This window comes from Halomonas sp. SS10-MC5 (genome assembly GCF_015992245.1).
GTDB classification, from domain to species: Bacteria; Pseudomonadota; Gammaproteobacteria; order Pseudomonadales; family Halomonadaceae; genus Halomonas; species Halomonas sulfidoxydans.
In genome coordinates this window covers 1,844,563-1,858,636 of record NZ_CP065435.1, presented here as the reverse complement: position 1 = coordinate 1,858,636, position 14,074 = coordinate 1,844,563, and the positions used below count along the sequence as shown (strand labels likewise).

Annotated in this window: 15 protein-coding genes; 5 read left to right on the top strand and 10 right to left on the bottom strand. The window is 66.5% G+C overall.

The genetic code is table 11. The features are described from left to right. Positions 1-2 precede the first annotated feature (2 nt). From I4484_RS08755 to I4484_RS08735, 5 genes are all read right to left on the bottom strand, one after another. Positions 3-593, bottom strand: a complete 591-nt coding sequence (locus tag I4484_RS08755; RefSeq protein WP_197450565.1) for a TRAP transporter small permease — start codon at positions 591-593, stop codon at positions 3-5. Positions 594-656: 63 nt separating this feature from the next. Beyond that, positions 657-1,730 carry a TRAP transporter substrate-binding protein gene (locus tag I4484_RS08750; protein ID WP_197450564.1) on the bottom strand — a complete coding sequence of 358 codons (1,074 nt, stop codon included), beginning with the start codon at positions 1,728-1,730 and terminating at the stop codon, positions 657-659. Between the two features lie 214 nt (positions 1,731-1,944). Then, positions 1,945-3,015 carry a serine hydrolase gene (locus tag I4484_RS08745; protein WP_197450563.1) on the bottom strand — a complete coding sequence of 357 codons (1,071 nt, stop codon included), beginning with the start codon at positions 3,013-3,015 and terminating at the stop codon, positions 1,945-1,947. Positions 3,016-3,032: 17 nt separating this feature from the next. Then, positions 3,033-4,136: a heparan-alpha-glucosaminide N-acetyltransferase domain-containing protein gene (locus I4484_RS08740; protein ID WP_197450562.1), complete on the bottom strand. Its 1,104-nt coding sequence runs from the start codon at positions 4,134-4,136 to the stop codon at positions 3,033-3,035. A 40-nt stretch (positions 4,137-4,176) separates the two neighbouring features. Continuing rightward, on the bottom strand, positions 4,177-4,524 hold the full coding sequence (locus tag I4484_RS08735) for a hypothetical protein (RefSeq protein ID WP_234283509.1): 348 nt from the start codon (positions 4,522-4,524) through the stop codon (positions 4,177-4,179). Positions 4,525-4,739: 215 nt separating this feature from the next. Between I4484_RS08735 and I4484_RS08730 the strand changes: the two genes are divergently transcribed. Beyond that, positions 4,740-5,210, top strand: coding sequence for an aminoacyl-tRNA deacylase (locus tag I4484_RS08730; RefSeq protein ID WP_197450561.1), 471 nt, complete (start codon positions 4,740-4,742; stop codon positions 5,208-5,210). 85 nt (positions 5,211-5,295) lie between these two features. Here the strand turns inward: I4484_RS08730 and I4484_RS08725 are convergent, their stop codons facing one another. Next, a complete protein-coding gene (locus I4484_RS08725; protein WP_234283510.1) occupies positions 5,296-6,357 on the bottom strand; it encodes a M20/M25/M40 family metallo-hydrolase in 1,062 nt (353 codons plus the stop codon). Between the two features lie 93 nt (positions 6,358-6,450). On the opposite strand from I4484_RS08725, the gene I4484_RS08720 reads away from it, so the two are divergent. After that, the gene (locus tag I4484_RS08720) at positions 6,451-7,623 is read left to right on the top strand and encodes a site-2 protease family protein (protein WP_254799129.1); all 1,173 of its coding nucleotides are present in this window, start codon (positions 6,451-6,453) and stop codon (positions 7,621-7,623) included. A gap of 23 nt (positions 7,624-7,646) precedes the next feature. Here the strand turns inward: I4484_RS08720 and I4484_RS08715 are convergent, their stop codons facing one another. The 4 genes from I4484_RS08715 to I4484_RS08700 form a co-directional block, all read right to left on the bottom strand. Beyond that, entirely contained in the window at positions 7,647-9,632 is a 1,986-nt protein-coding gene (locus I4484_RS08715) for a diguanylate cyclase (RefSeq protein ID WP_197450560.1), read from the bottom strand. Positions 9,633-9,778: 146 nt separating this feature from the next. Next, positions 9,779-10,990 (bottom strand): methyltransferase, encoded by a 1,212-nt coding sequence (locus I4484_RS08710; RefSeq protein ID WP_197450559.1) that lies wholly within the window; start codon positions 10,988-10,990, stop codon positions 9,779-9,781. Next, positions 10,962-11,498 carry a hypothetical protein gene (locus tag I4484_RS08705; RefSeq protein WP_197450558.1) on the bottom strand — a complete coding sequence of 179 codons (537 nt, stop codon included), beginning with the start codon at positions 11,496-11,498 and terminating at the stop codon, positions 10,962-10,964. Before I4484_RS08705 ends, I4484_RS08710 begins: the two co-directional genes overlap by 29 nt. A 66-nt stretch (positions 11,499-11,564) precedes the next feature. After that, complete coding sequence (locus I4484_RS08700; RefSeq protein WP_197450557.1) at positions 11,565-12,035, bottom strand: GFA family protein; 471 nt, start codon at positions 12,033-12,035, stop codon at positions 11,565-11,567. 168 nt (positions 12,036-12,203) lie between these two features. Between I4484_RS08700 and I4484_RS08695 the strand changes: the two genes are divergently transcribed. The 3 genes from I4484_RS08695 to I4484_RS08685 are packed head-to-tail and all read left to right on the top strand — an operon-like array spanning position 12,204 to position 14,067. Further along, positions 12,204-12,836: a glutathione S-transferase family protein gene (locus tag I4484_RS08695; RefSeq protein ID WP_197450556.1), complete on the top strand. Its 633-nt coding sequence runs from the start codon at positions 12,204-12,206 to the stop codon at positions 12,834-12,836. Beyond that, positions 12,833-13,717: an SDR family NAD(P)-dependent oxidoreductase gene (locus I4484_RS08690; RefSeq protein WP_197450555.1), complete on the top strand. Its 885-nt coding sequence runs from the start codon at positions 12,833-12,835 to the stop codon at positions 13,715-13,717. Before I4484_RS08695 ends, I4484_RS08690 begins: the two co-directional genes overlap by 4 nt. Positions 13,718-13,746: 29 nt before the next feature. Further along, the gene (locus tag I4484_RS08685; RefSeq protein ID WP_197450554.1) at positions 13,747-14,067 is read left to right on the top strand and encodes a hypothetical protein; all 321 of its coding nucleotides are present in this window, start codon (positions 13,747-13,749) and stop codon (positions 14,065-14,067) included. The last annotated feature ends 7 nt before the right edge of the window (positions 14,068-14,074 follow it).

Here is a 14,074-nt window from a genome sequence, read left to right as displayed (position 1 = left end):
GGTCAGTCTCCCGCTTGCCGCACGGCGGCTTGAGGGTCGCGGATGAGGCGCAGGCATAGCCAGGCACGCCACAAGGCCACTGCGACGATGAACAGCGAACAGAGCACCAGGGAGACGTTGATCAGGTTCCACGGGACGCCGAGGATGGCGGTGCGACCGGTGGAGCGTGACATCACCAAGTAGCCACCCCAGACCATGATGCCCATCAGGGACGCGATGATCAGGTGCTGGAGCAGGAAAAGGACATAGGCGGCGCGCGGCTTGAGCCGGCGCACCAGGAAATCCACGGCGATGTGCTCGTAGCGGGCGAAGGCCGCCGCGGCGCCGACGAAGATCAGCCAGATGAACAGCATGCGGGCCAGCTCGTCGGCCCACGGCAGCGAGCGATTGAACATCGAACGGCCGATGACGTTGGCCGACACCGACACGATCAGGGCGACCAGGATGGTCGCGATCAGGTGTTCCATGGCCACGGTCAGCCAGCGAAAGGCCGCCGGGCCGCGGCGGCCCTCGACATCGAGCTCCAGCGGTTCACGGTTGGGGTCGTCGAGATAGACGCCGGGGTCGGCCGGAGGTGGGTTGTGCGTGGTCATGCAGCGCTCCGTGCAGGGCAAGGGGGAAAGCCCCCTGCCCTGCCAATGCGGTCGTTGGAAGGATTACTGGGAAGAGGACTCGACGATCTCCTGGATCTCGGCGATCAGGTCCTCGCCGATGCGCGGGGCCCACTCGTCGTAGACCGGCTGCACGGCTTCCTGGAAGGCGGCGATCTGCTCGTCGTCGAGGCGGGTGATCTGCATGCCTTTCTCTTCGAGCTGCTCGCGCGACCAGTCGTCGTATTCGGTGGCCAGCTGGATCTCGTACTCGGCCGACTGCCGCGCGGCCTCCTGCACCAGCTCCTGGTACTCGGGCGCCATGCGCTCCCAGGTGCGCTCGGAGATCATCATGATGAACGGCGTATAGACGTGGCGGGTTTCGGAGCCGTAGTCCTGCACTTCGTGGAAGTTGGAGGTCAGGATGGTGCTCCAGGGGTTCTCCTGGCCATCCACGACGCCCTGTTCCATGGCCGAGAACAGCTCACCGAACGCCATCGGCGTGGGGTTCGCGCCCAGGGTTTCCCAGATCGACAGGTGGACCGGGTTCTCCATGGTACGAATGGTCAGGCCGCTCACGTCGAGGCCGGCGACGTCCTCGGGCGACTCGACCGGGCGTACGCTGTTGGAGAGCTGACGGTAGCCGTTCTCGGAGAAGGCCAGCGCCTTGATGCCGGATCCCTCGAAGCCATCGAGCATGCGCTGGGCGGTATCGCTCTGCATGACGGCGATGGCCGCCTCTCGATTCGGCAGCAGGAAGGGCAGGTCGAACACCGCCAGCTCCTCGACGTAGGTGGTGGCCGGCGAAGAGGAGGGATAGGTCATGTCCAGCGAACCGGTCTGGAGCATTTCCATCATCTGCACGTCGTCACCCAACTGGCTGTTGGGGAAGATGTTGACGGTAATGCGCCCATCGGTACGCTGCTCGAGAATGTCGGCAAAATACTGGCTGGAGAGATACTGCGGCGAACTCTCGGCCAGGCCGATGCCCATGCGCAGGGTATGGCTGCCGTGGTCGCCCACCACCTCGCCCTCGATGGCGGGCGGATCGGAGAGGTCCGGGCTCTGAGCATAGGCAAGGCCCACGGAGAGGGTAGCAGCACCGGCTAGCGTAAGGGTGTTGCGCCAGATGGGGGTCATGGCGGACTCCAGTCGAATTATCGTTGTGAGTTGGCACATCGTCGCGTCTCCGGCAGGCATGCAGCCCACCGGATCGAATGTCGGCGTTGTTACCGGTAACATTCGATGCTTGAAGGCTAGACATCGCCCGCTGGGCTGTCAATCTCGAACGCGGCAACGGCCATTATACGTTCGTCGCAAGTCCGGGCCCGCCTCCCTCTCGAACGCACCCCGGTCAGCCCTCGAACGCCCCCGCTTCCCTCACGGCACGCCCCACGGCGGCCAGCATCTGCTCGTTGCGGGCGAGGTCGAGCTCGCCGCGCACACAGGCCACGATCACCACGCGGCGAGCCTCCTCGCCCTGCCCCTGCGTGGCGATGCCCGCATCGCAGGCGAGCCGATGCTGGGTGCCGGTCTTGTGGGCCAGGCGAATGTCGTGGCCCAGGCCGGCCTTGAGCCGCCGATCGCCGCTGCGGGTACGCGACATCACCGCGAGCAGCTCGGCGGTGGCATCCGGCCCCAGCGCCCTGCCCAGCGCCAGTGCCTCGAGCAGGTCGCCATAGGCGTCGAGCCGGCCGCTGTTGAGGTCGGTGGCGTAATAGCGCTGAAAGGCCTCGTCGATGCTCGGCGCCAGCAGCTGCGGCGGGGACAGCCCCAGGCGCCGAAGGAACCAGGCCAGCCGCGCCTCTTCCCCGTCGCGCTTGCGCAGCTCGATGAAATCCATGCCGCTCAGGCCGGAGGCGTCCGGATGCAGGTTGGCATAGGCGCGACGGCGCACGTCGACCAGTGTGGTGATCGGCCCCAGCCCACCGGCAGGCGTGAGGCGGCGCACCCTCTCGTTGACCCTCTCCACCCCCAGGTGGCGCATCAGCATGTCGCTGGCGGTGTTGTCGCTGGCAACCAGCATCGACTCCAGCAGCCGGCGCAGCGGCAAGGCGCTGCCCGGTGACGCCCAGTTGGTGGAGCCGGCGCCGTCTACATAATCGCTGCGGGCGAGCGTCAGGCGGTCGCCCAGGGCCATCTCCCCCGCTTCGACCCGGGCCATCAGCTCGATCGCCACCGGCACCTTGACCAGCGAGGCCAGGTACCAGGATTCGGCGTCGCGCCAGCCATGCCGCGCCCCCGTCTCGAGGTTGTGCACGTGCACGCCGAGCTCGCCGTGAAAGCCGGCATCCAGCAGTGCCAACCGGGCATCCAGCCGCTCGGCCCAGGGCGGCTCGACCCAGGCTTCTACCTGCTCCGCCCAGCCGGGCTGGGCCACGGCCAGCGACGGGATCGTCATGGCCAGCAGCAGCAGCGCCCGCATGCACCTCCTTCCTGTCATCAACTCAGCTCCCTGAAGCGGCGTACCAGGGCAATCCAGCCCACGGTGAGCAGGATCAGGCCAACGGCGATGGCCAACACCTGCGGATAGCTGTAGACCTGCCAGGCGCCGAACAGCAAGCGCAGCACCAGGAAGATCGCCACGATGTGGAAGATGAAGGCGCGCAGGGCATCGCCGCCGATCACGGTGAAGGGGGCGAGCCAGGTGGCCGCACGCCGCCCCCCCAGCAGGCAGAGCGCCAGGATCACCAGCGCCCCGCCGGTACTGAACAGCATGAAGGGCACCTCGGGAGGGTGCTTGCCGACATTCCAGGCCACGGCCAGCAGCGCCTCGTGGCCATCGGGCCAGGCAAGCACCGCGAAGCCCGCCAGGAACAGCGTGCCCATGCCGGCGAGGCATGCCATCAGGCGCCGCCGGGTAGCCGGCTCGCCATACCAGCGCAGCACCGCCTCGCCGATCAGCAGGCCCGCCATCACCAGGGGCAGCCGCGCGAGCTGGCCCCAGGTGTAGTGGTCGACGTCCTCGACCAGCAGCGCCTTGAGTATCACGCTGCCCCAGAAGTGGAAATGGCGCTCGAGCAGTACCGAGATCACGCCCACCGCCACCGGAACGAGCAGCCGCGACCATAGCGGCATGCGGCACCACAGCGGCAGCACCCACGGCAGCCACAGCAGCGCCAGGGCGTAGAAGCCGAGAATCTCGACCCAGATGGCGAAGCGCTGGTAGAGCAGCGTGGCGAGTATGTCGGGGGGCGGAAACAGCGGCAGCATCTCGACGATGGTCAACGCCTTGTACCAGAACAGCACTTCCAGCCCACGCAGCACCAGCTTGCGCCGGCGCCGGGGCCAGTCGGGCGTGCCGACCTTGGGCAGGAAGGCCACCGCCAGGGCGATGCCGAACACCAGAATGAACAGCGAGGAGGAAAACTTGGTGAACAGGTGGATCGGCACCATGCCCCAGTCGGGCACCTCGCGGATGCCGAGCAGCCCGCTGACCGTGTGACTGAGGATCATCAGGGCGATGGCAATGCCTCGGGCCAGGTCGATGGCCTCTACCCTGGCGGGCAAGGATGGCAGTTGCGGCCTCTGGCTGAGCCCGATCATGGCGGTTCCCTCGCTGCGACTCGTTGCCCCTGCGCCTGCCCTAGCGCTCACCGACCGGCTCGACGCTCTCCAGGGTCAAACGACGCCCACGGCTGGGAGAGTACTCGAAAACCCCGATGACACGCACCGTCTCGCCCAGGTGGGGAGCGATCCGCTCGTGGGGGAAAATCTCCACTCGGTTGAGGTCCTCATCCTCGATCCAGTAGTGCAGCGGGTCCTCGAAGTGGCGCACCTTCCCCTGCGTGGCCAACCGCGAGCCGTCGAGCTGTCCAGCCTGATCGACGAGCACCGGCAGGCTCACTTCACGCGCCTTCCCCGTCGAATCCGAGCAGGCCGCAAGAGCCAGCAGGGCCAGTCCGGCCATCAACCTCTGACGTATCGATCGCACTTCGCCCCACCTGGCTGGTCGCCTCCGGAATCCTACGACACAGTATGGCCAGCCGAGCATCGCACTGCCCGCTTGTCGATCAACGCAGGCCGTCGCGCCTCCTGTACGAGATACCCACCCATTGGCGCGCTATGCTGATTAGGCGAGGACAGACACCGCCGCAGGGAGGCACACCACCAGCGTACGTCGGCCACCGTGCCGAGGGAGACAGAGCCATGGCTATCCCGGCAACCCTACGGGAGTACTTGAGAGCCTGTGACATCGATTACGAGGAGGTCAAGCACGTCCGTGAAGTCAGCGCCAGCCGCGTTGCCCAGCAATCCCACATCACCGGCGAGCAGCTCGCCAAGGCCGTCATGCTACACGGCAGTTCGGGCTACCGGATCGCCGTACTGCCCAGTACCTGCGATGCCGACCTCGACAGCCTTTCCCAGCTGTTCGACGAACCGGTGGAGCTGGCCACGGAAGATGAGATCGTCAGCCGCTTTCGCGACTGCGACCCCGGCGCCACCAGCCCCGTGGGCCAGGCGTACGGCCTGCAGGTCTACGTCGACGACATGCTGCGCCACCAGCCCGACATCTATTTCGATGCCGGCGATCACGAAACGCTGCTGCACATGAGCGGCAACGAGTTCGAGAAGCTGATGGGCAACAGTCCGCACGGTCAGTTCAGCCGCCACCACTGAGCGCCAGGAGTGCCTTGCCGCCCTGTCGCTCGTCGCTCCCCGGGCCTCGCCAGCGGCGAGGCCCGGTTCATGGAAGCGGCCCGGCTCAGCGCCTGGCCAAGGCCTCGAGCGTGGCCACCAGCGCTTCGGTGAGCCTGGCCATGGCGGGATAGTCGAGGCGGTCGTGCGTATCGCTTGGGCGGTGATAGTAAGGGTTACGGAAATTGGCGGTATCGGTCAGCATGATGGCGGGAACCCCCGACTCCCAGAAGGCCCAGTGGTCCGAGCGGCGTATGTCACCGAGCTGCGGCGGCGCCACCAGCCCTTCGGAGGGAATCTCGGCGTGCCGGCGAAAGGCGCCGATGGTCCGATGCAGCAGGCGGCGCGACTCCAGGTTGCTGACGAAGGCGAGAAACTCCCCCCGGTCGGGATAGAAGTGGCTCAGCGGGAACGGATAGGCCTGGCTGTTCGGCTCGCTGCTGAAATAGCCGAGCATTTCCAGTGAGATCATGCCCACGATATCCATCCCTTCGGCGCTGGCCTGCCGCGCGTAGTACAGGCTGCCCATGGCCCTGCTGCCGAAGAACGGAATTTCCTCGTTGACGAACGCCACCAGGCGCAAGGTGCGATCGAGCTCGGCATTCTGCAGGAGACGTGCCAGCTCGATCAGCACCGCCACGCCGGAGGCATTGTCATCGGCACCGGGGCTGCCGCGCACCGTATCGTAGTGCGCGCCGACCACCAGCACCTCGTCGGCCAGCAGCCCGCCAGGCAGGACCACCTCGATGTTATGGAACGTCCGGCTACCCGTCGGTACGGCCTGCCGCCGCGGCCGGTGCCCAGCCGCCTCGAAGGCGCGCTCGACATAGTCGCCTGCGGCCCGCAAGGCATCCGGCCGCCAGTAGTGGCGTTCGCCGATCTCCTCGGACAGGATGCGCACGTGAGCATGGAGCCGTTCACGCAGGGCCTCGCCCTCCTCCTTCAACGGGGCGGGCTCATCGCGAAAGGAAACCCCCGGCATGGACAGCATCAGCCAGTAGCCACTCGCCAGCGCCACGAAGACGACCAGCGCCAGTGCTCCCAGCAGCGCCATCAGGCGCGAGTGCCTGCGCTTCACCGTTCGGCCCGCTTCGCGCTCCTCCACCCCTTGCATGCGTTTCGACGGCATCCGCCCTCCCTCCCTGGAGTCACACCTACGTTTGGAAGATAGGCGCGGGGGAGGCTGGTGAACAGAACAAAACCTGTTAGCAGGCGGTTCTCCTTGGCCGGCCCCGCCGAAGCGGTCAAACTGGCCGAAAAGAGGAGGCTCACGATGTTCAAGTCCGTTCTGGTCATCGGTCATTTCCGCGGGATTCGCCTGGAAGTCCACATCAGTTGGCTGATCATCTTCGTCCTGTTGCTGACGACGATGAGTGCGGGATTCCAGAACCAGCATCCCGGCTGGGCCGTCACCACGGCTGTCATCACCGCATTGGTTACCGCTCTGCTGTTCTTTGCCTCCATCCTTGCCCATGAGCTGGGACACAGTCTCGTGGCGATACATCGAGGTGTTCTCGTTACGGCCATCACTCTGTTTATCTTCGGCGGCGTCGCGCAGATGGACCGCGATCCGGACAAGGCGAACGACGAGTTCTGGATCGCCATCGCTGGGCCGATCGTCAGCTTCGTTCTGGCAGGCGCTTTCGGCTTGCTTGCGGCAATCACTAGCGGCTGGTATCAGCCGGTTCCCGTTGCCCTGGGATGGCTGGCGACGATCAACCTGCTGGTGGCCGTCTTCAACCTGATACCAGGCTTCCCACTCGACGGCGGAAGGGTCTTGAGAGCCGTGGTGTGGAAGCTGACCAATGACGCCGGCAAGGCAAACGAAACGGCCTTCGCCAGCGGAAAGCTGGTCGCCTACGGACTGTTCGGACTGGCCGTGTGGAACATGGTGGTGGGCAATCTCGTCGGCGGGCTGTGGATCCTGCTGATCGCCTGGTTCCTGCTCAACATGACCCAGGCACAGAGTCGCATGTACCTGCTGAAGGAGCGACTGGCCGGCGTGCGGGCTCGAGACCTGGCCGACCCCGACGTGCCATTGGTGACGGGGCAACGCCCGGTCGAGGCGTGGCTGTACCAGGACGTGCTGCCTTCAGGGCGCCGAGCCTTCCTGGTCGGTCGCGATACCGCTCACGTGGAGGGGCTGGTCTCTCTGAGCGATGCACGCCGGGTGGCGCAAGCGCAGTGGCCCGAGACACGAGTGGCGGATATCATGACCCCTGCCGACAAGCTTTATCATGTGCCCCCCGGCGCCAAGGCCGACGAGATATTGCAACTGCTCAACGAGCACGGCCTGAACCAAATCCCCGTCATGGAGAACGGGCGTGTCAGTGGCTGGATCGACCGTCAGCGTCTGCTGCGCACCATCGAAATCCATCTGGAAATCAAGCGCTGAAAAACTGTCGCTCGCAGCGCCGTTCATTGAACCCCGCACTTTTCGCTGAGGTCGTCGAGTAGGTCAGCCACGCACACTCGGTTACGCCCGCCGGCCTTGGCGCGATAGAGCGCCTCGTCGAGACGCTTGTAGCACTGGGATTCCGGCTCGTCGGGGCTGAGCTCGGCGACACCGAAACTGCTGGTAATGCCCGGCACCGGACTGAAGTCCTCCCCCTCGACCGCCAGGCGCAGGCGCTCGGCCAGCGTCACGGCACCGGCCAGCGGCGTCCCCGGCAGCAGCAGCATGAACTCTTCACCGCCCCAGCGCGCCAGCACGTCCACTTCGCGCAGCAAGGCGCTGCAGGTATGAACCAGCCGGCCCAGCACCATGTCGCCCACGCTGTGGCCGAAGCTGTCGTTGACGCGCTTGAAGTGGTCGATGTCGAACATGACCAGGCTCAAGGCGCGGCCGTTGCGACGGGCCTCCTGCCGCTCGCGCGCCAGCAGGTCGATGAAGCGGTTGCGGTTGACCGCGCCGGTCAGCGGGTCGTGGCCGGCGTGGTATTCGAGCTCGGCCTGGTAGCGCTTGGCCTGGCTGATGTCGCGCATGATGGTGGCAATGCTCTCGATGTCACCGTTCTCGTCGCGGCGGGTGACGATCAGCTGCGAGACGGGGATTTCCCCCCCGCGCCCAAGCACCGCCGTCTCCGCATACCAGTGGCCGTGTTCGATGGCATAGGGGATGCCCTTCTCCTGGATCAGCCGCCGCGCCCACAGCGGGTGAACGGCGGCCAGCGCTTCCGACAAGGCCTCGGGGAGAATACCCAGCAGCTCCCGCCCGGCCTTGTTGAGGTAGACCACGCGATGCTCGGCATCGGCAATCGACACGATGTCCGGCGAGGTATCGAGCAGATGCGTCAGCCGCTCCTGGTTGACCTGGGCGGCGTAGCGCTCCGTTACGTCCTCGACGATACCGCTGTACTCGACGGCGCCGTCCGCGGCGACCTGACGGTAGGCAGTGACCTCGGCATGAATGAGACGCCCCTTGAGGGTGCGCAACCGCAGCGGGCGGCGAATCACGGCGCCGTCGCGCTCCAGATCCACCAGGAAGCGGTGGATCTGCGTAGGGCAGTCGTAGAATGCGGTGACCGGTGCGGTGAAGAGCGCCTGACGCGAATCCGCTTCGAAGATGCGCAGCATGGCGGGATTGGCGGCAGTGAAGTGCCCCGCCGGATCCGCCGTGTGACGATAGACCCCCACCGGCAGGTTGTGGAACAGCTCGTTGTACTTCTCCAGCTGGGCGCAGTATCGCTTTTCGTCGGTGACGTCGACGATGATCGAGTGCAGGTATTCACGGCCGCTCAGGCATACCGGCCCCGAGTAGACGTGGACGTCGCGGATCTCACCGCCGGCCAGACGATGGCGGAACTCGAAGAAGAGCTGCTGGCAGGATTCCGCTCTGGCCATGCCGGCCCGGACCTCCTCGGGGCCCATGCAGTTGATATCCGTGATCTTGAGCTGCCTGAGAGCATCGAGGGAGTAGCCGTAGAACGCCACGGCGGACGCATTGGCGTCGACGATGCGGCCATCGAGGGGGTCGATCAGCAGCTTGATCGCCGGGTTGGTGTTGAACATCTGCTGAAAGAAGGGCTCGTTGCCCGGCCCGGCGCGCGGGGCTAGCGTTACCAGCGTCAGCTGCCACGCCGCCTGCCCCTGCCACGTGGCGCGGCGCAGTATTGCCTCGAAGGGTGCCTTGCCCTCGACGCCCTGGCAGTGGACGCGGGGTGCCGCGAGTTCCGGCTGTGCCAGGGCTGTCTCGAGCGAGCGCCGGTCGGCGTCACCCAGCAGGGGCAGCAGTGAGCGGCTCCCGATCTCGCCGACAAGATCGAAATAGTGGCGGGCAGCCCCGTTGGCGTATCGCAGCCGCCAGTCCTGCCTGGCTTGAACCACCAGAACCGGCAGGGGCAAAGCGTGCAGCAGACAGCCCAGATCGTCGTCGGAGGACGCCGTCGAGTTACCTTCGTTCACAGCCCGGTTCCCTTGCGTACCGGCACCTTCGCCGGACCCCCTGGACGAAGTCATCCGTGGATCCGCACTGGCGCCTTATAATCATTTTTTCTTTATCGGCAGGCCGGGCCTGAGCTGTAAACAGGAGGCGACCTACGACTTCCAGATTAGGCCTTCCTGGCGAAAATTAACAGATTTCGCGGCGTCAGATCCGGGCTGCAGAACGTCCCGATCCGTACCGTGTAGCCCGCCTCTTCCATCAGCGAGAGTCGATCCAGTATCAGCCATATCTCCAGCGGCCGGCGGAACAGATGGCGCACCAGCTCCAGCCGCTTCACCTCGGCCTGGCGCTGCCAGCCGGCACGCTCGAAGGGCGCCGGATCGAGCGAAGCGGGCAGCGTCAGCCCCTTCTGTGCCGCCGCCCAGCGACAGAAGTCGTCGAAGCGCTCGGGAAAGCGGCCGTAGGCCAGGCTGGGCACCGGCAGGTAGCGGTCATCGCCGCGCAACTCGCGCTGCAGCTCGTCGAACCCCAGCCGCCAGGCACTGGCCTGCTCGCGGCGACGGCGCACCCCGCGCGGTGCGGTGACCGTTTCCTGCACCGCCAGCGCCAGGTCGTCGCGCGTCAGCCGCAGGGCGTCATCGCGGGACAGCGCACGGCCGCGCTGCGATACGGGTCGATACGTCTCCTCCCGGGTACGGTGGTAGCAGCACGGCGCCAGGCTGACCGAACTGCCCGCAGCCGCGGCCAGCTCGAGCAGCCGCAGGTGCAGGTCGCCACACGCATGCAGGGCGACGACGTGAGTCCGGGGGGAGAAATGGCGCCCGGCCTCCGCCGCCATCACGTCCTGCTGCTGCATGTGCACCGAAGCTCGCTGTATCGTCGCCAGGCGACGCCCCTCCTGGCACAGCGTCGCCTGCCACTCCAGGGCGGTGACGGCGACATCGTGACGACGGGCCAGGGCGCGGGCCAGGTGCCCCTTGCCGGCGCACCAGTCCAGCAGCCTGTCTTGAGGCGACAGCCGTAGATGGCGCGCGAAGGCCTCGACCTGCTGCCATTTGCGGCCACTCACGTGCTGCCCCCAGGCTGGCGGCAACGACACGTCACCGGCAGCCAGCGGCGCCAGACGCACCCGCTCGGCCAGCTCCTCGACCGGTAGCCAGTCACGCAGCGGCGAATCCTGCCACGGGTCCGCCTGCAGGCGCGCCACCTGGCGATCGTCCAGCCCCAGCAATCGCTCGGCCAGCTCGCGGTAGGCCTCCCCCCAGGGCAGCCGGCGGTGCATGAACGGCGCCGGGCGCCACAGCGGCTGCCATTCGGCCAGCAACGAGGTGAGGCGGGAGAAGCGCAGTTCAGTACTCGAGTCGGGAAGCTTCTGCATCGAACTCCACCGAAATGCCGATGCCCTCGTCTTCGACGGCCTCTTCACCCAGCTCCTTCTGCAGGGCCAGAACGCCCTCCACCCTGCCGACGACATGGACCTTGCTTCCTTGCACCTCGTAGGTGCTCAGGTTCAGCCGTACCGAGGCGTTGTCGGACGTGAACACCGGTGGCATGGCGGTAGCGCCGATGGGATGCAGCACGTCGAAGTTCGTCACCTCCCCCTCCTCCAGCGTGATGCTGAGCGAGAGCGAGTCGCGCACCTGCCAGTCATCGGGCTTGACGAAACCGACCAGGTCGATCTGTACCTGGTCGCCCAGCTCGGTGAAGGTGGCGTTGGAGTCGGTGCCCTGGCTCACGATGAACCATTCACGCTCCTCACCGTCCAGCAACCCCACCATGCTGCCACTGATCTCGGGCTCATCCGGAGCGCTGGCCGCTAGCGGCGCAGCCAACGACAGCAGTGCCCATGGGCCCAGCCACACCCACAGCGCGTGTTTCCCGGTCATGTTTCCCCCTCGCCGTCGCTCCAGCTCGCCTGCAGCCGTTCGGCGGCCATTCTCATGGGCTGCCGCCTACCTGGCAAGCCCCAGGCGCTCGTGCCATTCCGCCAGGCTCTCTTCCGGGTAGCGGTCGAAACACGCGTCGCGCGGCCTCACTTCCGGCTCCACCCAGTTGGCCTTGCTGTCCAGCAGCAGGTGGACCCGTTCGGGCGGTACCGGCAAAGGCGTATCGATGGCCGAGGCGAAAGGATGCACCAGCGCCGGCCAGCTCGGATCGAAGACCCATAGGGCACTGCCGCAGCGGGAACAGAAGTGCCGCTCACCAGAGCTCGGCTGACCATCGATCAGCGCATGATAGATCGAGACCGCCTCCTCCCCCGCTACCCGTAGCGTGTCGTACCTGCCACCGAGATTGATGGCATAACCGCCGCCTCCCGCGGTCTTGCGACAGATCGAGCAGTAGCAGCGCTGGTAGGGATACGGGTGTGGCGACTCGAGCTCGAACGTTACCGCTCCGCAGTGACAGGACCCTTGCAGGTGCATGGCAGGCCTCGCAGGTTCGAAGGTGCATGTCCCTTCAGCGTAGCCGCTGGCCTGCTCCTGGCGAGGGCGGCCCGGCCGTTACCCCGACTCCGCCTGGAGTGGTATGGTCTTGGCAGACTTCGCAGACGCATTGCGTGCGAGCCTCCCCTCAGGCGCAAGGACACCGACATGATCGACCTCTGGACCTGGACCACTCCCAACGGACGCAAGGTCTCCATCCTGCTCGAGGAACTGGGCCTGCCCTACCGCATCCACGCCGTGGACATCACCCAGGGCGAGCAGCACGAGCCGGCCTTCGTCGCGGTCAGCCCCAACCACAAGATTCCCGCCATTCGCGATGACGAGACCGGCATCGCCCTGATGGAGTCGGGCGCCATCATGATCTATCTGGCCGAGAAGGCCGGGCGCTTCCTGCCCAGCGAGCCGGAGAAGCGCTACCGCGCCCTGGAGTGGCTGATGTGGCAGATGGGCGGCCTCGGCCCCTTCCTCGGCCAGGCCCACCATTTCCTGCACTTCAATCCCGGCGAGGCACCCTATGCCGAAAGGCGCTTTCACAATGAGGCCAAGCGGCTCTACCGCGTCATGGACGCACGCCTGGCCGATAACGCCTACCTGGCCGGCGACGACTACACCATCGCCGACATGGCCTGCTGGCCCTGGGTGTCGCGCTACGAATGGCAGCGCATCGATCTCGCCGACTATCCCAGCGTCAGGCGCTGGTACGTCGAGATCGCCAGCCGCCCGGCGGTTCAGCGCGGCTATCAGGTGCCGAAGAAGGTCAACGAGATCCCCCTGCCATGAGTCGCCGCTCCCCCCTTTCCCGCGCTGATACGCCACCCAGCGTGCTGGTGACCGGCGGCTCCAGCGGCATCGGCCATGCCGCGGCGCATGCCCTGGCGCAGCGCGGCTGGCGCGTCTTCACCACCGCCCGCCGCGAGGAGGATCTCGCACGGCTTCGGGCGGAAGGGCTCGACGCCCTGCCCCTGGAGCTGGCCTCCAGCGAATCGATCGAACGCTGCGTTACGCAGCTGCTGGAACGCACCGGCGGGCGGCTCGACGCCCTGTTCAACAACGCCGCCTACGGCCAACCGGGCGCGGTGGAGGATCTCTCCCGGGCGGTGCTGCGCGCCCAGTTGGAGGCCAACCTGCTCGGCACGCATGAACTCACCACGCGGATCATTCCGGTGATGCGCGAGCAGGGCGGTGGGCGCATCGTGCAGAACAGCTCGGTGCTCGGCTTTGCCGCCTTGCCCTATCGTGGCGCCTACGTATGCTCCAAGTTCGCCCTGGAGGGCTTGACCGACACCCTGCGCCAGGAGCTCTACGGCAGCGGCATCCACGTCAGCCTGATCGAGCCCGGCCCCATCGCCAGCCGCTTCCGCGAGAACGCCTATCGCGCCTTCAGGGCCAACATCGATGCCGAACACAGCGTCCACCACGAGACCTATCGCGCCGTGGAAGCCCGGCTGGCGGGCAGCAAGGGCTCATCCGGCGGCGCCTTCACCCTGGGTCCCGACGCCGTGGTCGACAAGCTGATCCACGCCCTGGAGAGCCGGCGCCCCAAACCGCGCTATCATGTGACCCTGCCCACCCACCTGTTCGGCGTGCTGAAGCGCCTGCTCTCCACGCGCGGCATGGACCGGGTGCTGCTGGCCTCGACGCGTGACGAACGCCGACCCTAGCCTGACTTCCAGACTCGAAGGAGACCCCCTTGGGCCGACTCATCTCGTTGCTTTTCATTGCCGCCCTGGCCTACGGCGGCCTCTATTTCTACTACGGCCGTGTCGTCGAACGGGCCATCGACGAGCAGCTCGAGGCGCGCGGGCTGAGTGCCCTCGAGGTTCAGCGCATCGACTACGACCCGCTGGCGCCCCTCAGCACCGAGGCCACCATCCGTGCCGAGGTCGGCTACCGCGGCGCCGATGCCACGGTCACCATTCGCCTGTACGGCCACCCGCTGTTTTCGGACGAAATGCGCATGGAGCTCGACGGCCTGCAGAACCTGCGGCTGAGGTTCGGCGTAGGCGGATGAACGCATG